This window comes from Pseudoalteromonas sp. MMG024 (assembly GCF_021654175.1).
In the GTDB taxonomy this organism is placed as follows: Bacteria; Pseudomonadota; Gammaproteobacteria; order Enterobacterales; family Alteromonadaceae; genus Pseudoalteromonas.
In genome coordinates, this window is the sequence record NZ_JAKFZO010000004.1 from 148,019 (window position 1) to 171,351 (window position 23,333).

17 protein-coding genes and 4 tRNA genes are annotated in these 23,333 nt (G+C 41.4%); 14 read left to right on the forward strand and 7 right to left on the reverse strand.

The window, feature by feature from the left end; translation table 11 throughout:
• Positions 1 to 276: 276 nt before the first annotated feature.
• Positions 277 to 1,965 (forward strand): carbon starvation protein A, encoded by a 1,689-nt coding sequence (locus L1068_RS05320; RefSeq protein ID WP_237129399.1) that lies wholly within the window; start codon positions 277 to 279, stop codon positions 1,963 to 1,965.
• A 56-nt stretch (positions 1,966 to 2,021) separates the two neighbouring features.
• Here L1068_RS05320 and htpG read toward each other — a convergent pair whose 3' ends face one another.
• Entirely contained in the window at positions 2,022 to 3,932 is a 1,911-nt protein-coding gene (gene htpG, locus L1068_RS05325; RefSeq protein ID WP_237129400.1) for a molecular chaperone HtpG, read from the reverse strand.
• A 277-nt stretch (positions 3,933 to 4,209) separates the two neighbouring features.
• On the opposite strand from htpG, the gene L1068_RS05330 reads away from it, so the two are divergent.
• Together L1068_RS05330 and recR are read left to right on the forward strand one after the other, a co-directional pair.
• Positions 4,210 to 5,331 (forward strand): hypothetical protein, encoded by a 1,122-nt coding sequence (locus tag L1068_RS05330; RefSeq protein WP_237129401.1) that lies wholly within the window; start codon positions 4,210 to 4,212, stop codon positions 5,329 to 5,331.
• Between the two features lie 58 nt (positions 5,332 to 5,389).
• Positions 5,390 to 5,992: a recombination mediator RecR gene (recR, locus tag L1068_RS05335; protein WP_054980433.1), complete on the forward strand. Its 603-nt coding sequence runs from the start codon at positions 5,390 to 5,392 to the stop codon at positions 5,990 to 5,992.
• Between the two features lie 69 nt (positions 5,993 to 6,061).
• On the opposite strand, the gene L1068_RS05340 is transcribed toward recR, so the two are convergent.
• The 3 genes from L1068_RS05340 to L1068_RS05350 all read right to left on the reverse strand — a co-directional run bounded on the left by L1068_RS05340 (position 6,062) and on the right by L1068_RS05350 (position 7,855).
• Positions 6,062 to 6,736, reverse strand: a complete 675-nt coding sequence (locus L1068_RS05340; RefSeq protein WP_237129402.1) for a hypothetical protein — start codon at positions 6,734 to 6,736, stop codon at positions 6,062 to 6,064.
• Positions 6,729 to 7,064: a helix-turn-helix transcriptional regulator gene (locus L1068_RS05345; protein WP_237129403.1), complete on the reverse strand. Its 336-nt coding sequence runs from the start codon at positions 7,062 to 7,064 to the stop codon at positions 6,729 to 6,731. Before L1068_RS05345 ends, L1068_RS05340 begins: the two co-directional genes overlap by 8 nt.
• Before the next feature lie 254 nt (positions 7,065 to 7,318).
• On the reverse strand, positions 7,319 to 7,855 hold the full coding sequence (locus L1068_RS05350; RefSeq protein WP_237129404.1) for a hypothetical protein: 537 nt from the start codon (positions 7,853 to 7,855) through the stop codon (positions 7,319 to 7,321).
• A gap of 347 nt (positions 7,856 to 8,202) precedes the next feature.
• Between L1068_RS05350 and L1068_RS05355 the strand changes: the two genes are divergently transcribed.
• The 3 genes from L1068_RS05355 (at position 8,203) to L1068_RS05365 (ending at position 11,241) form a co-directional block, all read left to right on the forward strand.
• On the forward strand, positions 8,203 to 9,570 hold the full coding sequence (locus L1068_RS05355) for a HAMP domain-containing sensor histidine kinase (RefSeq protein ID WP_237129405.1): 1,368 nt from the start codon (positions 8,203 to 8,205) through the stop codon (positions 9,568 to 9,570).
• Positions 9,570 to 10,919 carry a sigma-54 dependent transcriptional regulator gene (locus tag L1068_RS05360; protein WP_237129406.1) on the forward strand — a complete coding sequence of 450 codons (1,350 nt, stop codon included), beginning with the start codon at positions 9,570 to 9,572 and terminating at the stop codon, positions 10,917 to 10,919. The genes L1068_RS05355 and L1068_RS05360 overlap by 1 nt, the downstream gene beginning before the upstream one ends.
• A gap of 79 nt (positions 10,920 to 10,998) precedes the next feature.
• Positions 10,999 to 11,241: a hypothetical protein gene (locus tag L1068_RS05365; protein WP_054980438.1), complete on the forward strand. Its 243-nt coding sequence runs from the start codon at positions 10,999 to 11,001 to the stop codon at positions 11,239 to 11,241.
• 55 nt (positions 11,242 to 11,296) lie between these two features.
• Here L1068_RS05365 and L1068_RS05370 read toward each other — a convergent pair whose 3' ends face one another.
• The 3 genes from L1068_RS05370 to L1068_RS05380 are packed head-to-tail and all read right to left on the reverse strand — an operon-like array spanning position 11,297 to position 15,619.
• Positions 11,297 to 12,220 (reverse strand): class I SAM-dependent methyltransferase, encoded by a 924-nt coding sequence (locus tag L1068_RS05370; protein ID WP_237129407.1) that lies wholly within the window; start codon positions 12,218 to 12,220, stop codon positions 11,297 to 11,299.
• Positions 12,213 to 14,228, reverse strand: coding sequence for an excinuclease ABC subunit UvrB (uvrB, locus tag L1068_RS05375; RefSeq protein WP_237129408.1), 2,016 nt, complete (start codon positions 14,226 to 14,228; stop codon positions 12,213 to 12,215). Before uvrB ends, L1068_RS05370 begins: the two co-directional genes overlap by 8 nt.
• An 8-nt stretch (positions 14,229 to 14,236) precedes the next feature.
• On the reverse strand, positions 14,237 to 15,619 hold the full coding sequence (locus L1068_RS05380; protein WP_237129409.1) for an MATE family efflux transporter: 1,383 nt from the start codon (positions 15,617 to 15,619) through the stop codon (positions 14,237 to 14,239).
• A gap of 1,326 nt (positions 15,620 to 16,945) precedes the next feature.
• Here L1068_RS05380 and L1068_RS05385 point away from each other — a divergent pair.
• The 8 genes from L1068_RS05385 (at position 16,946) to rsxC (ending at position 23,333) form a co-directional block, all read left to right on the forward strand.
• A tRNA-Asn gene (locus tag L1068_RS05385) sits at positions 16,946 to 17,022 on the forward strand.
• 20 nt (positions 17,023 to 17,042) lie between these two features.
• A tRNA-Asn gene (locus L1068_RS05390) sits at positions 17,043 to 17,119 on the forward strand.
• Positions 17,120 to 17,147: 28 nt separating this feature from the next.
• Positions 17,148 to 17,224, forward strand: a tRNA-Asn gene (locus L1068_RS05395).
• A gap of 22 nt (positions 17,225 to 17,246) precedes the next feature.
• A tRNA-Asn gene (locus L1068_RS05400) sits at positions 17,247 to 17,323 on the forward strand.
• 197 nt (positions 17,324 to 17,520) lie between these two features.
• Entirely contained in the window at positions 17,521 to 19,452 is a 1,932-nt protein-coding gene (locus tag L1068_RS05405) for a GGDEF domain-containing protein (RefSeq protein ID WP_237129410.1), read from the forward strand.
• Positions 19,453 to 19,646: 194 nt separating this feature from the next.
• Positions 19,647 to 20,228: an electron transport complex subunit RsxA gene (gene rsxA, locus L1068_RS05410; protein WP_010559829.1), complete on the forward strand. Its 582-nt coding sequence runs from the start codon at positions 19,647 to 19,649 to the stop codon at positions 20,226 to 20,228.
• Positions 20,229 to 20,783: an electron transport complex subunit RsxB gene (gene rsxB, locus L1068_RS05415; protein ID WP_054980443.1), complete on the forward strand. Its 555-nt coding sequence runs from the start codon at positions 20,229 to 20,231 to the stop codon at positions 20,781 to 20,783. It abuts the gene before it with no gap.
• 9 nt (positions 20,784 to 20,792) lie between these two features.
• Positions 20,793 to 23,333, forward strand: a complete 2,541-nt coding sequence (rsxC, locus tag L1068_RS05420) for an electron transport complex subunit RsxC (RefSeq protein ID WP_237129411.1) — start codon at positions 20,793 to 20,795, stop codon at positions 23,331 to 23,333.

A 23,333-nucleotide genomic window follows, 5' to 3' on the forward strand; every position in this document is an offset into this window, starting at 1 on the left:
TGGGGGAATTCTTTCACAGTGGCAGTTGATTCTCAATAGTGATTAGCCAAAAGTTTAACCTTTGTTTAACCAACTAACTGCAAAGCTATTATTTCGTGTATTTTTGCTAAGAGGCTGGCGAGCTTTGTTCAACAATTAAGCTAAAGATATAAAAGGAGCTTAACTCAAAGCGAAATAAATAGCGCCGTGTTATGCCAAAGTCTCAAGCCAAACACTTGCTTTTACAATATGCTGCTTTAAGCTGGTTTAAATAATAATCAATTATAAGGAACACCTATGCAATCTGTCGTAATTGTATTGCTAGGCATTATCGGCATGCTGTTTGGCTGGTTTGTCTATTCTAAGTTTATTGCATGTCGCATTTTCCAAATGGATGACAAGTACATTACCCCTGCTCATCAAATTAATGACGGCGTTGATTTTGTACCGACCAAAAAAGTGGTTCTATGGGGTCACCACTTTACCTCTGTTGCTGGTGCTGCACCGATTGTTGGCCCTGCAATTGCAGTTTATTGGGGCTGGGTACCCGCTGTTATTTGGGTAGTACTCGGGACTATTTTCTTTGCTGGTGTTCACGATATGGGCGCACTTTGGGCGAGTAGTCGCCACAAAGGTAAATCAATTGGTGCATTATCAGAAGAAGTTATCGGTAGACGCACCCGTGCTTTATTTATGATAGTGGTATTTTTAGTGCTGTTAATGGTTAATGCGGTATTTGGCGTGGTAATTGCCAATTCATTTGTTAGCCAACCAACAGCAGTATTACCAGCGTGGGCTGCGATTGTGTTTGCCTTAATTATTGGTCAGTTAATTCGCCACAACTTTAACTTAGTGTTTTTGTGTTTGTTGGGAGTAGTCGCGCTTTACTTAACCGTGTATGCAGGTAGCGAAATGCCACTGGCCTTACCAAAAGAAATGTTTGGTTTAAGTGATAAAGCGAACTGGATAATCATTCTATTTATATATGCCGCTGTCGCGTCATTATTACCTGTGTGGGTGCTACTACAACCCCGTGACTTTATTAATGGTGTTCAGCTATTGGTGGGGTTAGTGTTACTTTACGGCGCCGTATTTATGTTTATGCCTGACATTACCGCACCCGCCTTTAATAGCGAAGTTGCAGAGTCTACACCCAGTATTATCCCACTATTATTCGTTACGATTGCCTGTGGTGCGGTATCTGGTTTCCACGGTATTGTGTCAAGCGGCACCAGCTCTAAACAATTAGATAAAGATACCGATGCACGATTCGTTGGTTATTTAGGTGCGGTTGGTGAAGGCTCGCTTGCCCTTATTACCATTGTTGCTGTCAGTGGTGTAACTCTCGCAATGAGCCCTCAGGAGTGGCACGAAGTATATAGTCATCTCGGTGCTGGCAGTGTTGGCGCATTTATTCAAGGTGGCTCAAACCTAATCTTCCAAGGCTGGGGCATTCCATCTGAACTTGCGTCTACCTTACTTGCTGTAATGGTTGTATTGTTTGCTGGAACAACAATGGACTCAGGTGTTCGCTTACAGCGCTATATTATTCAAGAATGGGGCGAGATATATCAGATCAGCGCATTTAGAAATGGCATCATCGCTACACTTATTGCTGTTGCGTGTTGTTTATTATTAGCGTTTGGTGCAGGCGGTTCGTCTGGTTCGGGCGGCATGATCATTTGGCCATTGTTCGGCTCAACTAACCAAATCCTTGCCAGTTTAACACTGTTAGTGATTTCTGTGATGTTAATAAAGATGGGGCGACCTGCACGTTACACATTAGTGCCCATGCTCTTTGTTCTAGTGATGGCATTTTTCGCCGGTATACTTAAACTGCAAGAATACTACAGTGCGGGTAATTGGTTATTAGTTACCTTAGATATTATTGTGTTAGTCGTGTGTGTTTTAGTAATGCTCGAAGCGTGGACAGTAATCAAAGCGCAAAAGCGGCAGCTAGCGCCAACGACCGAAGAAAATGGCTAGTTAACCACTAACAACAAAAAAGGGCGCTAAGCGCCCTTTTCTTTTAACCAGATTGGTTACTTGCTTAAATCTAACATTAATTTGTTTAAGCGAGATACAAAGCCTGCTGGGTCTTTCAAGCTGCCGCGCTCTGCAAGTAATGCTTGGTCAAGCAGTACATCAGCCCATTGCGCAAAGTTGCCTTCATCTTGCACATCATTTAAGTGCTTAACAAGTTGATGCTCTGGGTTTAACTCAAACACTGGCTTAGTTTCAGGTGCTTGTTGGCCAATTTGCTCCATTAGCTTTTGCATCTGCGAGCTCATGTCGTGTTCATCGGCAACAACACAAGCTGGCGAATCAGTTAAGCGGTGAGTAAAGCGTACTTCTTTCACTTTATCACCCAGCGCTGTTTTAACTCGCTCAATTAAGCCTTCTACTTCTTTTTCAGACGCTTCTTGCTCTTTCTTGCTCTCTTCATCATCAAGATCACCAAGGTCTAAATCACCACGGGTGATTGATGTTAGCTGTTTACCATCAAATTCCGTCAGGTGACTCATCATCCATTCATCAACACGGTCTGAAAGCAGTAACACTTCAATACCTTTCTTACGGAAGATCTCAAGGTGTGGCGAACTTTTCGCTGCTTGGAAGCTATCAGCCACAACATAATAAATCTTATCTTGGCCTTCTTTCATGCGCGCAATGTATTGTTCAAGCGATACATTTTGTGTCTCAAGATCTGAGTCAGTCGACGCAAAGCGAAGTAGCTTAGCAATGGCTTCTTTGTTTGCCATATCTTCAGCTGGACCTTCTTTAATCACTTGGCCAAACTCATTCCAGAATGTTTGGTATTCTTCTGGTTTGTTTTTACCCATACGATCAAGCATTTTAAGCACACGTGAAGTACAGCCTTTACGAATTGCTTGTGTCACTTTGTTGTCTTGTAAAATTTCACGCGACACATTAAGTGGAAGGTCGTTTGAGTCTAATAAGCCTTTAACAAAACGTAAGTAGTTAGGCATAAACTGTTCAGCATCATCCATAATGAATACGCGTTGCACATACAGTTTTAAACCGTGTTGACGGTCGCGATTCCACATATCAAACGGCGCTTTTTTAGGAATATAAAGTAGGCTTGTGTACTCTGTTTTACCTTCAACTTTATTGTGAGCCCATGTTAGTGGCTCTTCCCAATCGTGACCAACGTGCTTGTAGAATTCTTTGTATTCTTCATCAGAAATTTCTGATTTATCACGTGTCCAAAGTGCTGTTGCTTTGTTAATTGCTTGCCACTCACCTGGCGTTGCTGGAATTTTCTCGCCATCAGGACCTTCTGACTCTTCCGTTGGCGCTTGATACATTTCCACTGGAATTGATACGTGATCTGAGTATTTAGTTACGATTGAACGTAAACGGAACTCCTCTAAAAATTCTTTTTCATCGTCACGTAAATGCAGAATAATTTCGGTACCGCGCTCGGCTTTTTCGATATCCGCTAGCGTATATTCGCCTTCACCTTGTGAATGCCATTCAGTTGCCTGCGCTTCACCCGCTTTACGAGTACGTACCGTCACACTATCAGCAACGATAAACGCTGAATAAAAACCCACACCAAATTGACCAATTAGTTGTGAATCACGTGCTTGATCGCCCGTTAAGTTTTGGAAAAATTCAGCCGTGCCTGATTTTGCGATAGTACCAAGTGAACTAATCACTTCTTCGCGACTCATACCAATACCGTTATCTGAGATAGTTACGGTGTTTGCATCTTTGTCAGCGCTAATACGAACGCGTAACTCGCCATTACCTTCGTAAAGGTCGTTATTCTCTAGTGCGAGAAAGCGCAGTTTATCTGCTGCGTCGGATGCGTTTGAAACAAGTTCACGTAGAAAAATCTCTTTATTTGAATAAAGAGAGTGGATCATAAGCTGTAAAAGTTGCTTTACTTCGGTTTGAAAACCAAATGTTTCTTTTTGGGCAGACATTGAAAACTCCGTCAAAATCTTAGGTTTTTGCTATATTGCCATTTGATATAGGGTTGAGTTTCTAGATTTCAAGAGCAAACGTTCAAATCCGAAATAGTTGCCGAAATTAAGCGCAATTAGATTTACACTTGTTTTAAATATTCCCCGTAAACGATACAATCACCAACTACGCTGTATTGAGTTAATTACAACAATGACAATCGCAATTCGTACTCTGATTTTTATACTAATAATTTGTTGCACAGCATTCGTTTATTCAGCGATCCATAATCGCAATGTGCAATTAAATCATTTTGATTTTCTCTCAAGTCATCAAATTTTATCGCTGGAAAAAAAGCCAGCGCTCAACGATTGGTATTTTTTTGCTTATCCATTTAACAATTACCGCTATGGGCTATCAAACAAGGAAAAAGTTGATGGTAAATCGAGCGTATTTCTAATTAACAAATTGCCTAGTAAAGAGGGTATTGCAACCATTAAACAAATTATTGATGCTACGCCATTTGAAAATAAAAAAATTGAGATATCTGGCTACGTGAAAGCCAGCAATTTAGACGGTGAGGCCTTATTGAGACTTTATTTAATGGATAAAGAAGACAGCATTACTCGTCGCGCTGAAGCTAAGTTTATTGGCACTAAAAGCGACCTTGAGTGGCAGCGTTTTTCAGTAGTTGCGGATATTACGTCCGACATATCGGCATTGTCATACTCAGGTGTACTCCAAGGCTCAGGGCAAGTGTGGTTCGATAAATTTGAAATTAACGAGGCACCACATGATGCAAAAGACATAAGCACCCCTTTCGGTTATGTTAGGCCAAAAGACGATGCCCCAAGCAAAGAACGCACAAAATATTTAAATATAGTTGGTTATAACACAACGCCATTTGGTAAATTTACCCTAGGGCCTCAGTCTATTGATCTATCAACTTGGAAAATCAGTGACGAACTTGATGGTGAATACCAAGCGCGAAATGATCGCGACACCCTATTGCTCGAAAGTGTAATTGATACCCCTGACTTCGGTGTGCTGCTAAAACGATTTAACTTCGATGCAACCCGTGCCAAACAAGAAAACGTCACCGGCATCACCTTTCGCGCACAAATTAAACACCAATTTGTAAAGTCAATGGCAAGTATTTGGATGCGCATCGAAGACAAAGACAATAATTCCTTAGCATTTGATAACTTACGTTATACAAGTAGTGGTGGAACAAGAGACTGGCGCGACATTGAGGTAACACTTCCCATTACAGATGAAGCCACCATAGTGTCGTTTGGAGCCTTACTTATTAGTAAAGGTAAGCTTTGGCTACGTAATCCACACATTGAATATACCTACGAGCCTATCGCACGCAATACACAGTTATTAGCAAAGCCAAGTAATCTCAGCTTTGAATAATTGGCTCATTTAGTAACTTAGTGTATGTTATAGCAAAATTGGAAAACTCAAACTCCTTATGAAATTAACATCAGGCGTAAGCCAACTTGTTGAAGCCTTGCGCTGCTTGCCTGGCATCGGCCCAAAATCAGCGCAACGTATTGCATTTCACCTGTTAGAGCATGATCGCGATGGCGGTCGTCAATTAGGTCAAAGTTTAACGTTTGCAATGGAAAACGTCGGCCACTGTAAAACTTGCCGAACTTTTTGCGAAACCGACCAATGTGATATTTGCTTAAGCACAAAACGCCAAGATTCAGGTCTGCTATGTGTCGTTGAGTCACCAACGGATATTCTAGCGATTGAACAAACGGGGCAATTTCAAGGCCGCTATTTTGTTTTAATGGGTCACTTATCGCCACTTGACGGTATCGGACCAATGGAACTTGGTCTGGATGTGTTTGAACAACAATTAAAGTCGGGCACCATTGAAGAAGTTATCTTAGCGACAAATCCAACGGTAGAAGGTGAAACAACGGCGCATTATATTGCTGATATGTGTGCTAAAAATAGCATTAGTGCATCACGTATTGCCCATGGCGTGCCAGTTGGTGGTGAACTTGATTTAGTAGACGGTATGACACTCTCTCATGCGTTTTCAGGCAGAAAGAAAGTCAATTAGCCTGAACAAAGTTAAAACAAAAAAGCCCGCAATGCGGGCTTTTTTTGTATCAACGCTAGCGTAAATTTTTTAGTCTAGTAACTTAGATTCAATTCGTTGCGCTGCAACATAACAAATCAGTTTAACAATAGCGCCGTAGTAAAACGTCAAAATTGATACCGCAAACGCGGGCCCGACCACACTGCTAAACTCTTGTGCACTAATATTTGATGCCATTGCTACCCAACCAATCAAAGTCGTAATGCCGCCACACCACAAAGCAGAATTTCCCAGTACCGAAAAAACACGCTTTGATTGCACGAGTTCTCGCTCACTAAAGCTTCGTTCATCACTGACCACGCAACCAAATGCAAAGGTAAACTCTTGCCAAGACGTAGCAGCGATAGCAAAAAAGATAGCTGGAGGAAATACCAACATTGCTGATGGTACATCAATAAACGCGGTTACATCCGCACCCATAACCATGCCAAATACCATCATCGACATAAACACAATTAGACTTAAAATAAACATGATTAACCCTCTTTGAGTTGTTGGCATAAAACGGTAGGCTAGATTAAACGTCTGCTGCCAATACCAATATTGAATTGCAATCGGCGCAAGGCCTTGTTGCTGTTTAAAATAATACGTTTCTTCTAAATCGCCAATTACCGCTTCACGTATTGACGCAGGTAAGCACCAGCTCAATAGTTTATTTGCCAGCACCATTTCGTGTTTGTTTTTAAGCGGAGATGAACTATGCATAACGTGCCAACTTACTTAACTGCACACCTTGCCATAAGGTTTCGAGTGCATTTTTAGCACGATTAAGTGCCTGCTTTCCTTGACCGGTTACGGCATAAAACTTCTTTGCTCTACCACCTCGTTCAGCAATCGCTTCCCCTTGCGAACTTGTTAACAAACCTTTTTTTTCAAGGCGTTCCAAAGTGGTATACAAGGCCCCTACACTCACATCGCGATCAATTGCTTCAATTAGCATGTCGCGAATAGACACCCCATATGCATTGTCATTGAGTTTTAAAATGGCAAGCATCACCATTTGTTCAAACTCACCTAGAAATTTCTCTTTCATTGGCATTTAGATAGAATATTTTTATCACAATGTAGAATAAATAATTTACCCCGTCCAATTAATTCTACAATGTAGTATTAATATACGAAAAAAGCGTGAGATGAGTTGACCCGCATTAAACGTAGTGGACGCACTAAACAACCCGAGTTTAGGTTAAATAAAACAAAAATATTCAATAACTTATAGAAAAGTGGACGCAAGTAATAAAGCCAAGCATGGTTTTAACCGCTTGGCTTCGCTTGATGTATATTTTGTTATTTTTGACTTAGTATATTTTGCAACTCAACAATTTGCGTCGGCGTTAAATCGGCCGTGTTCAAAAGGTGTTTTAACGCATGAAAAGGCCCATCCGATTCATCGCCTTCAAATTTGAACTTAAATACTTGAGCCTGTTTTTCACCGTCACTCAAAACAAATACATTGCTACCGCTTTGTGACGACCAAGCTTCGTCGGTGTGTATTTCGATATGCTTTTCAATATCGCCCTCGCCACTTTTAAATGCAAACACCTTCAATCCTTCATCATTTTCAACCTCAAGGTTACTTAGTAACTCACGCACCTTTTCTTGCTTTTCAGGTGGTAAACCCGCAACTGCATCTTCAATTTGCTGCTCACTCGGCTTGCCATCGAACTGTATCTTAATAGGCGTTGTTGCCCCATCACTTATCAGTTCAATATCAGTTTTGTATTCAATAACGTTTACTTTTTTCTCTGTATCACCCGCCATCGCTGTAGTACATGCAAGTGCTAATGCCGCTAATGGTAAAAAACGTGTTTTTTTAAGTAACATAATAAATTCCTTATTTAATTGGTTTTGTTGTTAACTCTGTTTGTTTCTAAGGAATTTTCATGCCAAAAGCATAATTACCTGATTTAAAATAATTTTTGCTATTTTTTGAACATTTTAAGGAAATTGATTTTACCTATATGCGGGTCGCATATCCTGATATCAGGAATTACAGTACAAAAACAGTGAACTCTTTTTTAAATGCTTAATTACATTTGAGTAGTAACTATATAACTTTCAATGTGTTGTATAGTTATTCTTAATTTAGGCATTAGCTGATAATCTGGTACAAAGTTTGAATTAAGATGTGACCACGTGTTATTTACATTCGATAAAAAAGGAAGCCGTCTTTGAGTATTAGAAAACTGTTAATTATCACTTTAATTGTGTTGTTTGCCAGCGTCGCATTAATTCAAACGGCACTGACTATGTATTTTAAGCAGCAAATCGAAAGTGAAATCTTAAGTAAAAGTGAAGTATTAACAGAAAAAATATTGGCCTCGACCAAAGATAAGGTTCGTAAAAAGCTAATTGAAATTGCCCCAAAAAGTGGGGATAACAGTGATATGAAATTTGAATTTCATATCACTGCAGAATCCGATAGCGATGCTGATGCAACCTCAAACGCGCACGAAAACAGTACCACGCTTGTAAAACGCCATGTGGTAATTGATAAAGATAACGAACGCAGTATTGAAATTATTAGTCAAAATGCTGAGCAGATTGAAGCGGTGTTTATGGCGGTAGACGACTTAGACAATATGCAAGTACATCGTCAAATTAGTACCGAGTACCTTACCGACAGTGCGAGTTTTGAACGCTTTACGCAGTCAATTCTTTGGAGTATTGCTATTTCCTCTGCCCTTGCATTGCTACTGGCGCTTTGGCTTACCAACAAAATCACGCGACCAATTAATCAGCTAGTGCAAGCGATGGATGAGTTAGATAACGATAAACTCGGTATTCAAATTCCTACAAAAGGGGTAACCGAGCTTAAGCGTTGTGCACAACAGTTTAATTCAATGAGCAGCAAACTGGCCGAATTCGCTAAAGTACAGCACCAAATAGAACAGAAAAAACACTTAGCGCAGCTTGGTGAATTAAGTCGCGGTATTGCCCATGCACTTCGTAATCCCGTTCACACCCTAAACTTAACCATAGACCAATATTTTAAAGCACCCGAAACAGAGCGCACTAAGCTAGAACAAATTGCGCATACTAAAATCGAGCATATTGATAAAAATATTAATGCACTTTTAACCCTGTCCAAAGATAAAGTCGACAGAAGCACTGAGGTACCGCTTGCTGCCGTACTAACGGATATAAAGCTCGAACTATTATCAGAAAATATACCCATTAACATCAATTGCGATAACAGTATTAAACTCGTTGGTCTCGAAACCGAAGTGCGCAGTATTTTACATACACTTATCGTCAACGGTATTGAATCAGGCGGCGAAAACAACGCTATTGATATTGATGTGAATACACATGAAAACACGGTACACGTTGATATTAATGATAAAGGTAAAGGTGTAAATTCAGCGATTCAAGCGCAATTATTCCAACCGCATGTAAGCGACAAGCCAGATGGTGCCGGCATCGGCCTTTACCTCGCTAAACAGATTATCAATTTGTATTACACGGGCGATATTCAACTTGTTAACACCAGTCAAAATGGTAGTCACTTTCGCGCAATGTTTAAAAGAGAAGTTTAATGGATAACGTACATATTCTATTGGTTGAGGACGATGCTACTCAAAATGAGTTAATCGCTGCAATGCTAAGTGCTGAGGGGTTTACCGTCACAGCGACATTTAGCGTGGAAGAAGCGATTGTGGCGCTTAAAGCAGATAATCGCATTAGCTTAATTTTTAGTGATTGGAAACTGGGCCAGTTAAGCGGGCTTGAGTTGTTAGAATTTACGCGAAAAAACAACTTTCCCGTGGGTATTGTCATTGCCACAGCCTATGGCTCAATTGATCATGCAGCTCTTGCCATAGAAAAAGGCGCGGATGACTATTTAGCAAAGCCATTTCAGCGCCAAGAGCTATTACTTGCACTCGCCAAAGCAAATAAAGCAAATCAGTTACGTTTAACCAACCAAACGCTTAATAATCAACTGAGCCAACAAGACAGCATGGTCGATTTGATTGGCAGTGCTCCCTGTATGCAAAAGGTATTTCAACGCATAGAAAAAGTGGCTTCCACTAACGCAACTGTTTTAATTAGTGGTGAAAGCGGCACCGGAAAAGAGCTTGCTGCGCGTGCGCTTCATAAAATTTCACCGCGCAAAAATAGCCCCTTTATTGCCATTAACTGTGGCGCAATTCCTGAATCCATTGCCGAAGCTGAATTATTTGGCGCCAAAAAAGGGGCTTTTACTGGTGCTAATCAAGACAAGCTCGGTAAATTTGCCGCGGCCGACGGCGGTACGTTATTTTTAGATGAAGTGGCGGAGCTTAGCCCGCAATTACAAACTAAACTGCTGCGCTTTTTACAAGAAGGGGTGATCACCCCGTTAGGCTGTCACCAAGAAGTAGCACTTGATGTGCGTGTGATTGCCGCAAGCCATAAACAATTATTAGCACAAGTTGAAGAAGGCCTGTTTCGTGAAGATTTGTATTATCGTTTAAACGTTGTGCCTATTCATATGCCTGCGCTGCGTGAGCGAAGTGAAGACATCGGCAAGCTTATTCATTACTTTAAAGACAAATTTAGCCAGCAATATGGTGGGGTTATCGAATCATTAAGTGCACACACGTTAAAACAGTTATTAAACTACCCGTGGCCTGGTAATGTTAGACAGCTATCAAATTGCATTGAGCGTTACGCCCTACTTGGCGATGAAGACGAACTATTAGAGAGCCTTACACACGAAAACGGGCAACTCCAGCAAGGCGATAAATATACCCTGCCAAATGAAGGAATAGATTGGCATCAGTTTGAACGCGATATTTTATTGCAGTCGCTTAAACGCTGTGAAAATAATAAAACTGCCGCCGCAAAACTATTAGGGCTAAGTTACAAAGCCTTTTTATATCGACTCGAAAAACACCAAATTTGACCGTTTAACATTAAATTTCACATTGTGTATGTTTTTGCATTAAGCTAAAGCCACATTTACTCGAAGGTTAGGAGCGACAATGAGTGGCACAACGATGATTGTAATGATCGTATTTGTCTCAGTAGGTTTTGGCGTATTGGCAGATATGTACAACAAGCACATTAAATTTAAAGAGAAGACGTTAAAACACAATCAAGCAAGTGATGCACAAACAGAAGATTTAAAACAACAAATCACCAAGCTAACTGAACGTGTTCAAGTACTCGAAAAAATTGTAACGGACGATGGCTACCAAGTAGCGAAAGAAATCAATAAGTTATAAAAAAGCGCTAAGTATTTTACTTAGCGCTTTTTTTGTTTTGCATCGGCTACTTATTTTACGCTAGACGATAAACCAGCGCTTTTAAATTGGCGCCATCTGGCTCTTCAAAACGTGGAGCCGCTGGCAGCCGTTCAACAAAGCTCAGTCGCCCTTCGGTAGCGTCACTTATCATCTCAATAAACAGTTTTTCTGATACATCAGGGCTATTAGCACATAACAATAGCTGCGTATTGCTGTGACATAAATCCGGTAAACGGCGTAAGATTTTTTGATAATCTTTGGTTAATACGAAACTGCCTTTTTGAAAACTCGGCGGATCAACTACAATTAAATCAAACGGTGCGGCCTTTTTTAATTTACCAAATGACTTCAAAATATCGTGAGGTAAATAACTAATATTTTCTGCCACGTTATTTAGTCGATGATTATCAGCCCCCGTACGCAACACTGATTTATTCATATCCATATTAATAACTTGTTGAGCGCCACCTAATTTAGCGACAACCGAAAACGCACAGGTATATGAAAATAAGTTAAGTACTTTTGCATCGTGACTATTATTTTTAACAAACGCCCTGCCCTCACGCATATCAGGAAAAATACCCGTATTTTGCGTTTTGGTTAGTTGTACCCAATATTTGGCGCCAAGCTCTGCAACTTCGAATCGGTCTTGCACCTCACCAAACGGTACAGACACTTGCGTATCACGTCCGGCACGATACTGAAACACAAGCCCTTTTGCGTTAAATCCGGCAGTTTGCTGCGCTTGCCAAACGGCTTCAGTTAGTACGTTTTGCGTTGTTTCATTAATTGGGTTGTAGCACGCAAGAAATAAATACGGTGGGTACCAATCTAAATTGATGAAATTAGTTTCACCTTGGCTATCACCACGGCCATGATAAACACGGCACACTTCGTCATTAAACGGTGCGCCTTTGGCAATAGCGCTTAGTAAATTGGTTAAATCGATATTAGGCATTTATTAATTCTTGATGTAATTGTTGAATTTGGTCTCGTACGCTTGCTGCCTTTTCAAATTCAAGGTCACGAGCAAACGCCAACATTTCAGATTCAAGTTGTTTGATTTTCTTGTTAATTTCATCGGCTGATAAAATTTCAACAGTCGCTTTACTAACCGTTCTCTTACTTGCTTTGGGCGTATCATCAACTTGCTCACCCACATCCATAATGTCGGTGATTTTCTTATTCAAGGCTTGTGGTGTAATGCCGTTGTCTACGTTGTATTGGTGCTGAATACTGCGCCTACGTTCTGTTTCGTCAATTGCGCGCTTCATTGAATCGGTTATGCGATCCGCATATAAAATTGCGCGGCCGTTAATGTGACGCGCAGCACGACCTATGGTCTGAATAAGCGAGCGGGTTGAACGCAAGAAGCCTTCCTTGTCAGCATCTAAAATCGCCACCAAAGACACTTCAGGCATATCTAACCCTTCACGAAGCAAGTTAATTCCGACCAGTACATCAAATACGCCAGCACGTAAATCACGAATAATTTCAACGCGTTCAACGGTATCGATATCAGAGTGAAGGTAACGCACTTTTACATCGTGATCATTTAAATAATCAGACAAATCCTCAGCCATGCGCTTGGTCAGTGTGGTAACTAATACACGCTCGTTTAGCTCAACACGCTTATAAATTTCAGACAATAAATCATCAACTTGCGTTCCGACTGGACGAATTTCAAGTTCGGGATCTAATAAGCCGGTTGGACGAATAACCTGCTCGGCTACTTCGTTATTAGAGCGTTCTAATTCATAATCCCCAGGCGTTGCCGACACATAAATCGTTTGTGGCGAAATCGCTTCGAATTCTTCAAACTTTAACGGACGATTATCAAGTGCCGATGATAAACGAAAGCCATACTCCACAAGGTTTTCTTTACGACTGCGATCACCACGATACATTGCACCTACTTGCGACACAGTTACGTGTGATTCATCAATGATCATTAACGCTTCATCTGGCAAGTAATCAAGCAATGTAGGTGGCGGCTCGCCAGGTGCTCGACCCGATAAATAACGCGAGTAGTTTTCAATGCCCGAGCAATATCCCAGCTCGCTCATCATTTCAATATCGTATTGGGTGCGCTGTGCAACGCGTTGCTCTTCGACTAAACGGTTATTATCAAGTAACTGTTTACGATGAAGTTTAAGTTCTTCTTTAATGTTATCAATGGCAGCAAGAATTTTCTCACGCGGCGTCACATAGTGGGTTTTCGGGTAAATTGTGGCGCGAATAATATGCCTTTCCACCGCGCCAGTAAGTGGATCAAAAATACTTAAGCGATCCACTTCGTCGTCAAACATTTCAACGCGAATAGCCATGGTTTCAGATTCAGCAGGGAAAATATCAATTACTTCACCGCGCACACGATAGGTACCACGTTGAAAATCAATGTCATTGCGGGTGTACTGCAGTTCAGCAAGTCGACGTAGTAAGTCGCGCTGATCTATGGTGTCACCTTGTTTTATCAGTAACATCATTTTTAAATAAGAGTCGGGGTCACCCAAACCGTAAATAGCAGAAACTGACGCAACAATAATAACGTCTTGTCGCTCAAGTAAGGCTTTGGTTGCAGATAAACGCATTTGTTCGATGTGGTCATTTATTGAAGCGTCTTTCTCAATAAAGGTATCGCTCGCAACTACGTATGCTTCTGGCTGGTAATAGTCATAGTAAGAAACAAAGTATTCCACCGCATTTTCAGGAAAGAACTCTTTCATCTCACCGTATAGCTGAGCTGCTAGGGTTTTGTTATGAGCCAAAATAATGGTCGGGCGATTTAGCTCTGCAATAACATTCGCCATGGTAAAAGTTTTACCTGTACCTGTAGCACCCAGTAAGGTTTGGTGGGCCAACCCTGCTTCGAGTCCATCAACTAGTTGCGTGATGGCCGTTGGTTGGTCGCCATTGGGTTTAAAGGGCGATACCAATTTGAAATCTGAAACGTTTTCTTTACTCATATTTCCCTCTACACAGTGTGTGGCACAATACTATTATGGCATTTGGTTAACTGCTTTTTAAACCATGAGTATGAAACACATGCTGTGAATAAGTTACCCACTAACGCACCAATAAATAGCCCTTGTAAGTCGCCGATTAAGCTACCGACATAGGCGAATGGCAAATAAAACACAAATAAGCGTACAATACTAAGCACCAGCGCGTGCATTGGCTTGTGCAATGCATTTAATGATGAATTAGTTAAAATAATAATACCCTGCAAGCCGTAGCCTAACGGTAAAATGTAGATAAACAGTTTTATCACATCAATAACACTTTGCTCTTCGGCAAATATATGGCTTATCACACCACTTAAAGCGATAAGCACCAGGTAAATAATGAACTGCCATATAAGTACAAACTTCAGGCTCGCCATGTAAGCGGCCTCAACACGATCATAACGATTTGCACCGAAATTTTGGCTAATAAAAGGTGGTAAAGTCATAGAAAGTGCTAACACCACAATACTGGCGATTGATTCGATACGACTTCCCACACCAAACGCCGCCACCGCATGTGCGCCATAGCTTGCGACAATCGCGGTCATAATCGCCATTGCTATCGGCGTTAGCATATTTGCACTGGCTGCTGGTACGCCAATTTTTAGCATTTTTACCGTTGCAGTCATAAAGCTTTGCTGACACTTTTCCCAAGCAACAAGTTTGCGTTTAATAATCAGTAGATAAAGAATAAAGGCAACACCAAATGACCACGCAATCACACTCGCAATCGCAGCACCTTTAATGCCCATGGCTGGTACTGGTCCAAAGCCAAAAATTAAGATAGGGTCCAAGATTGCATTTATCACCCCCGCCCCGCCCATAATAATGCTGGGTGTTTTAGTATCGCCACTGGCTCGCAAAACGGCGTTACCAATCATTGGGGTAATTAGTAACGCGCTGCCAATAAACCATACCGCCATATAATCACGAATATACACCAGCAGCTCTGGTGTCGCGCCAAGTAATGTAAAAATCGGGGTAATCAGTAAATAGCCAATAAAAGACGTCACCACAACCAACAATGCCGATACGATTAATGCAACTGCACCATCAAAACGCGCTTCAGCGTGATTATTTGCACCAAGTGCTTTAGCAATTATTGCCGATGTGGCGATGCTGAGGCCTATTGCAAGACTGATAACCGTAAATGTAACCGGAAAGGTAAAACTAATTGCAGCAAGTTGTTCTGTGCCCAACATACTGACAAAAAAAGTATCGACAATATTAAATAACATTAAGGTGATCATGCCGAAAATCATTGGCACGGTCATTTTAACAAGTGTTTTTTCAATCGGCGCTTCGAGAAGCGATGCGGCGCTATTTGCTGATTGCGATTTAGACTGTTGCATGAGGACCCTTATATAAGCACGGCAACATTCTAATGAAATGAGCGCGTTGATACCATCGCAAATTAATTTTTTACAAACCCGCCGAGCGAATGTAAACAAAAAGTAAACCGAAAGAATTTTGTATTTACATTTGATTTATATAAATACACTGATATTCCGATAGATACTCAGTTAGTAACAGCTAACAACCACTGCTCCGACTAGTTTTTACACAACAACTTGCGCAATAAACATACCGAGATTACATTTCGAACAATTTTCAACCAAAAACAACCAAACAAATTAAAGCATTGAATTTATTGATAAATATTTTTTATTTGAAAACTATTGCATTTCTCTTACAACCGATAAATAAAGGGCTTGGTTATGTTCTCAAAGATTCATAAACAGAGTTATCCACAGATTTAGTGGATAACTAAATGTAGCCCTTTATTAATCAGCGATTACAAAAATAAATATGTCATAGAGTGCGCTAATATCAGTATCAAAAAAATTACCAAGAAAAATATTGATACTTTTTCACTAGTGATTAATTCATTAATCGTTAGGTTAATTAAGATACTTATTATTAGAACCAATTGCGCGTTTTATTCGCTTTTGTATAAGGCGATTTATAATCGAGCATGTCTTTTTATTAGTGTCAGATAATCGAGAAACATACTTTTTAAGTTCCCAATCACACTTATAGTCAAACTAGGCATAGCGTATTGTTTTTTAGCATTACACGTTTTCACTAGTTTAATTGTTCTGCGCTTAATCCTAAGTGTGGTGAGTATAAGTACCTCTTTATAAGTGCCTCTTTGCTTCTTTATACACTCGAGTTGGAGATGTATCGCCACAGCTTTGCATTAACCTACCAATTCAGTGAAGAAAATAAGTCACATGCTCGCTTTAGCATTTATATCTAAAAGCACAGTTAGAAGTGTGTTAACTTAAGTCTGCGTTCTATTTCGAATTTAACATTATGAATTTGGCTCAGTAATAAATAGCTTTTAGGTATTTACCGATAAACACTGATTTCTTAAAACTGTTAGAAGTAAAAACCAAGTTCAGTGTTTATATCATCCGTAAGCACACTTTTAAGGGAATAAAATGAATAGCAAGGTAACGAGTGTCTAATTTTTAACTTTAGAGACTTCATTTTAATATGTAATTTCCATCATTTTTAAAACGCTAATGAACAAATAACACACGAAAGCAGTTAAAAAACTAGCAAGTTGCACAACAAATATGCATTCAAACCACTTTTTTAACTTTCTTAATTAATAGTTGTTGACACTTCCCCATGCTGTCATTAATATTTCGCCCCGTTGAGAACAACGCCATTCCCCCTTAGCTCAGTTGGTTAGAGCGACGGACTGTTAATCCGCAGGTCCCCCGTTCGAGTCGGGGAGGGGGAGCCAAGTTCTTAGCATTTAACGATTCCCCCTTAGCTCAGTTGGTTAGAGCGACGGACTGTTAATCCGCAGGTCCCCCGTTCGAGTCGGGGAGGGGGAGCCAATCGTTAATCCATTTTAAGTATGCTTGTTCCCCCTTAGCTCAGTTGGTTAGAGCGACGGACTGTTAATCCGCAGGTCCCCCGTTCGAGTCGGGGAGGGGGAGCCAAAGCACACTACCCTATTGTTGTTCCCCCTTAGCTCAGTTGGTTAGAGCGACGGACTGTTAATCCGCAGGTCCCCCGTTCGAGTCGGGGAGGGGGAGCCAACTCTTACCTTTCTATATTACATTTTATTACCTTTATTAGACTTTTCTTAGAATATAACTTACCATTTCATAAGTGATTTTTTGTATTAGTGACAGAGTTTTGGTCTTGCATAGCTGACAAGTATCCCGACCTATCGTTGTCCCCTATTTCATTTAATATAATCTACCAATTAATACAGCGTGAGATAAGAAAAACCATGGCAGGATTAACTCGCTTTATTACAATCCAAGTATTTTTTTGCTTGCTTGCAACAGCACTTACTGGATATATGCTTAATTCAGCGTTGCATCAATATGCAAACTCGCAACAGTTAAAAGTGCAAAGAGCAATCGACCTTGAACTCTCTCAAGTAACGACAAATCAAGATATCGAAGCATTCGCAAAAAGTATAAAATTGCAGTACAACCTTGATAAATTAGTTATTAAAGACAAAGAAAATGAAACTATTTTCAGTAATCAAGGAAACTTAAGCTACCTGCCCTTTTTGGTAAAACACCTACAAGATTACAAACCGTTTATCCGTTCTCAACATGGTGCGGGAAGCGATTTAGGCCTAAAAATAGAATTTACATTACGCCTAAAGCAAACAGCTGAGATCGTACAAAACGCTTTTTTGATTTTATTCCTGATCATTTTAGTACTCACCCTTGTGCCTTTTATCACGTTAAAGCTAACGTTAATGCAAGCGTCAAATCGTATGGGCGACGCTATTTCAAATATGGTCGATAAGTACATTGAAAATGACAGTAAAGATGGCAAACTCGATTCATCGCTTGCTGATAACGCTGTAAGTAATATTTTTCCGAGCATTGTTCGTTTAAATGGCTTTTTAAAGCGCAAGCAAAAAGACATTGAATCCTCTGCCCTTGATATTAAACGCGAAGCCTACAAAGACACTGTAACAGGACTAGGTAACCGTAATTTATTTATTGAGCACTACGAACACCAAATTGAAAACGCCGACAAACCATGTTTCGGTACCCTTGCCGTTATTCGCTGTACTGAATTGAACTTAATAAACCAAACGCGCGGTTATCAGCAAGGCGATGAATACATTAAAGATGTGTCAGATCTCATCACCCAAGCTATTGGCACTTACTCTGGCAGCACCTGTTATCGCTTAAATAGCTCAGACTTTGCAGTACTGTTAATCAACGTACCAATTAAAGAAGCAGAAAAACTTGGCGAAGTACTGCAAAGTAAATTCACTGAATTTCAACAACATGTTGAACTTACCAGTGTCGCAAATACCGGTATTGTGTCTTTTGAAACAGGCAAGCCACTTAGCCCACTATTGGCGCAAGTAGACACTGCTCTTAGCCTTGCACAAAGTAAAACAACAAATGGCTACCATATTCAAAAAGAAAGCGACATTATTGATAATGTTTCAGCAAGTTTTGGTAATCAAAATTGGCGTCAAGTGATTGATGATGTATTAAACAACAATCGCATTCAGCTAATGATCCAAACTATTATGCCAACGAGTCGTAGTGCCAAGGCCTACTCTGAGATATTCGCGCGTTTTAAAACCTCTGACGAACACATTTTGCCAACCTCTTCGTTCTTAGCAATGAGTGAAAAGCTCAATCAACACGCACATGTGGATCGCCTTGTTATCGAAGAAGCAATTAATGCAATTAAAACGCGTAACCTGAACGACCAGTTTTTCGGTGTAAACGTATCGGCTAAAAGCGCTCACGACGAGCAGTTTTCGATTTGGCTTGAACGTCGCTTACTAAAAGATAATGCCATTGCTGCTAAATTAATTTTTGAAGTGAGTGAATTCGGTTTACAGCAAAACGTAAAAGCATCAAAACGCTTTATTGATATGATCCACCGTGTAGGTGCACGTATTACCGTTGAACGTTTTGGTGTTGGCTTAACCTCATTTAAGTTTTTCCGCGATTTAAAACCTGATTTTATTAAAATGGATGCAACCTACACGCGCGGCTTAGAAGAAGATAAAAACAACCAGTACTTTATGCGTTTAATGGTTGATTTGGCTCACCGCATTGGCGTTACTGTACTTGCCGAAGGAGTCGAAAGCCAAGAAGAAAAACACATTATTGAACAACTGTGTTTAGATGGTGCACAAGGCTATTACATCGAAAAGCCCAAAGAGATTTAATTTACACCATTTAAAAAAAGGGGCTTTATCGCCCCTTTTTAACGTCATAATTACCTTTTGTTTAAATTTCACACTAAACTCCCCCACACTACTTTAACAATTGAAACTGAATGAGATTTGTTTAGCGGAATAAGTTGAGCTTTAATCCGAAAATTTGGATAATAAGCGTCAAATGTAGCGCATATAAGATTTCAATGACCGAATACCTACTGTTACTCATTGCCACAGTATTAGTAAACAACTTTGTTTTGGTACAATTTTTAGGCCTGTGCCCGTTTATGGGTGTGTCTGGCAAGCTGGATACCGCAATTGGTATGTCTCTAGCAACCACTTTTGTACTCACGTTGGCATCAGTCACCAGTTACCTTGTAAATCAATATATTCTTATACCGCTCGAGCTCACTTTTCTGCGCACTATGAGCTTTATTTTAGTGATCGCAGTTGTTGTGCAATTTACCGAAATGGTGGTACGTAAAACCAGCCCGACATTGTATCGCTTACTGGGTATATTCTTACCGTTAATCACCACCAACTGTGCAGTACTTGGCGTAGCATTATTAAACACCCGTGAGCAACACTCATTTTTACAATCGGCAATTTACGGCTTTGGCGCCGCAGTCGGTTTTTCATTGGTACTTGTTTTATTTGCCGCAATGCGTGAGCGTTTAGCGGCAGCAGACGTACCAGCCCCATTTAAAGGCGCGTCTATCGCCATGATCACAGCCGGTTTAATGTCGCTGGCATTTCTTGGCTTCACCGGATTGGTAAAACTGTAAATGACTTTATTCTACGCCCTACTCGCCTTAGGCGGTTTAGCGCTGTTATTTGGCGCAATTCTTGGCTTTGCAGCAATTCGCTATAAAATTGAAGGCAACCCTATCGTCGAACAAATCGATGAAATACTACCGCAAACGCAATGCGGCCAGTGTGGCTACCCTGGCTGTCGTCCTTATGCAGAAGCCATTGCTAACGGTGATGACGTTAACAAGTGCCCACCGGGAGGCGAAGCAACGGTACAAAAGCTCGCGGATTTAATGGGGGTTGAAGCCAAACCGCTTGCTGGCGGCGAAGAAAAAGAACCGATTAAAACGGTTGCCTACATTCGAGAAGATGAATGTATTGGCTGTACTAAATGCATTCAAGCATGTCCTGTTGATGCCATTGTCGGCGCAACACGCCAAATGCACACAGTATTAATTGACGAATGTACAGGGTGCGACCTGTGCGTTGAACCTTGTCCGGTAGACTGCATCGACATGGTGCCCGTTAAAACCACAAGTAAAAACTGGAAATGGGACTTACAAGCCATTCCAGTAACAAATATCGATTAGAGGTTGTTGGTGGAATCTATTTTAGAACAAATTGAACGTGGTAAGCTTTGGTCGATTCCGGGCGGTGTACACCCTGCCCCGAATAAAGCGAGTTCAACACAACAACCAATTAAGCGCTTACCGTTACCTGAAAGTTTAACTATTCCGCTTAAGCAGCACATTGGCGATAACGGGCGTTTGCTCGTTAAAACGGGTGATCGTGTATTAAAAGGTCAAGCCTTAACCGAACCCGCGGGCCACTGGAGCGTACCTGTGCACGCACCAACCTCTGGTACTATCAGCGAAATCGCGATGAAGCCAACCACACACCCAAGTGCATTGCCTGAGCCGAGTGTCGTATTACTGCCAGATGGTCAAGACACATGGTGTGAACTATCTCCATGGCCTGACTTTTATGCCAAATCTGACCAAGAGATTGTAACGCGTATTCACAATGCTGGTATCAGTGGTATGGGCGGTGCGGGCTTTCCTGCGTATGTAAAAGCCCAGCCTAAAAATGCAATTGAATTTCTAATCATTAACGGTGTTGAATGCGAGCCATATATCAGCGCCGATGATATGTTAATGCGTGAGCATGCTAGCGAATTAATTAAAGGCATTGAGGTACTGCGCAAGCTTTATCAGCCAACCAAGATTTTAATTGGTATTGAAGACGATAAGCCCGAAGCGATCGCTGCACTGAAAAAAGCCTGCGAAAATGACCACTATACACAAGTATGTCCGGTTCCAACTAAATACCCATCGGGCGGTGAAAAGCAACTTATTCAACTGTTAACGTCAAAACACGTACCACAAGGTGGGATCCCATCTGATATTGGCATGGTGGTACATAATGTCGGTACGATTTTCGCTATTTATCAGGCCATATATGAAGGCAAGCCGCTTATTGAGCGTGTTGTAACAGTAACGGGTGAAACAATTTCAACACCGGGTAATGTCTGGAGCCTGCTCGGTACACCAATCAAGTTCTTGCTCGAACAAAGCGGTTTTCAGCCACAGCAGTGGCAACGTGTGATTATGGGCGGTCCGATGATGGGCTTTACTTTACCGAGCGTACGCCTTCCAATCATAAAAACCAGTAACTGCGTGCTCGCGCCGAGCGAACGTGAAATGCCGATGCCCGGTGAAGAAAAAGCCTGTATTCGCTGCAGTGCGTGCGCCGACGCCTGCCCTGCTACGCTACTGCCACAGCAGCTACAATGGTTTGCCAAAAGTAAAGAATACGATAAGTTAGAAGAGCATAACTTATTTGACTGTATTGAATGTGGTGCATGTGCCTATGTGTGTCCAAGTGAAATTCCACTGGTGCAATATTACCGTGTTGCCAAGGCAGAAATTCGCCAAGAGCGCGAAGATAAGATTAAAGCAGAGCGTGCAAAAGAGCGTTTTGAAGCGCGTAATGAGCGTTTGAAGCGCGAACAAGAAGAGCGCCAAAACCGACATCAACGCGCGGCAAAGCAAACAAACAATGAAGCTAAGTCGAAAGTTGAAGAAGCCTCGAAACGAGTTTCGTCAAATGATAAAAGTGCAGCCGTTCAAGCAGCTTTAGCGCGTGCTAAAGCAAAACGTTCAGAAAATGGTGAGCCAGATAATTCTGAAATGGCAAAGCTGCGTGAAGAGCGAAAAGCACAAGCTCGCGCATATAAAGAAGAAAAACCAGCAGCGACAAGTAATGACAGTAAAAAAGACGCCGTTGCAGCTGCAATAGCGCGTGCAAAAGCTAAAAAAGCTGAGCAAACAAACGAACAAGACGTAAAAGATACGACGAGTGACCCGCGTAAAGCTGCAGTCGCCGCTGCAATAGCTCGCGCCAAAGCTAAAAAAGAAGCGATAGGTTCCGATGACGTTGCCAATAATAGCGCTACTAGTGAAACGGACACATCAAACGATAAAGATCCGCGTAAAGCAGCTGTTGCCGCTGCTATCGCTCGTGCCAAAGCTAAAAAGGCTGCACAGCAAGCTGAAGAACCATCAACTGAAGCGTTAGATGAAACGGAAACTCAAGACGCAGACGAAAGCACCAGTGATGATCCGCGTAAAGCCGCTGTCGCCGCGGCTATCGCTCGTGCAAAAGCCAAAAAAGCGGCAAAGCAAGCTGAAGAATCATCAACTGAAACGCCAAATGAAACCAAGGCTCAAGACGCAAACGAGAGCACCAGTGATGATCCGCGTAAAGCAGCTGTCGCCGCAGCGATTGCTCGTGCAAAAGCCAAAAAAGCGGCAAAGCAGGCTGAACAATCAACAACTGAAACGCTTGACGAAACCAAAGCACAAGACGCAGACAAAAGCACCAGTGATGACCCGCGTAAAGCAGCAGTCGCCGCTGCTATTGCTCGTGCTAAAGCTAAAAAAGCAGCCAAGCAAGCGGCTGAGCAAAACGACTTGCCACAGTCGAACGATAACGATGTTGAGCAACAAGATAATCTAGCTGCAGTTGATACAACTGAGAAACCAAAACTCGATGCTGAAGCGAAGAAAAAGGCAGCGATTGCCGCTGCAATCGCAAAGGCTAAAGCCAAAAAGGCGCAACAAGATAAAGGATCGGAATAA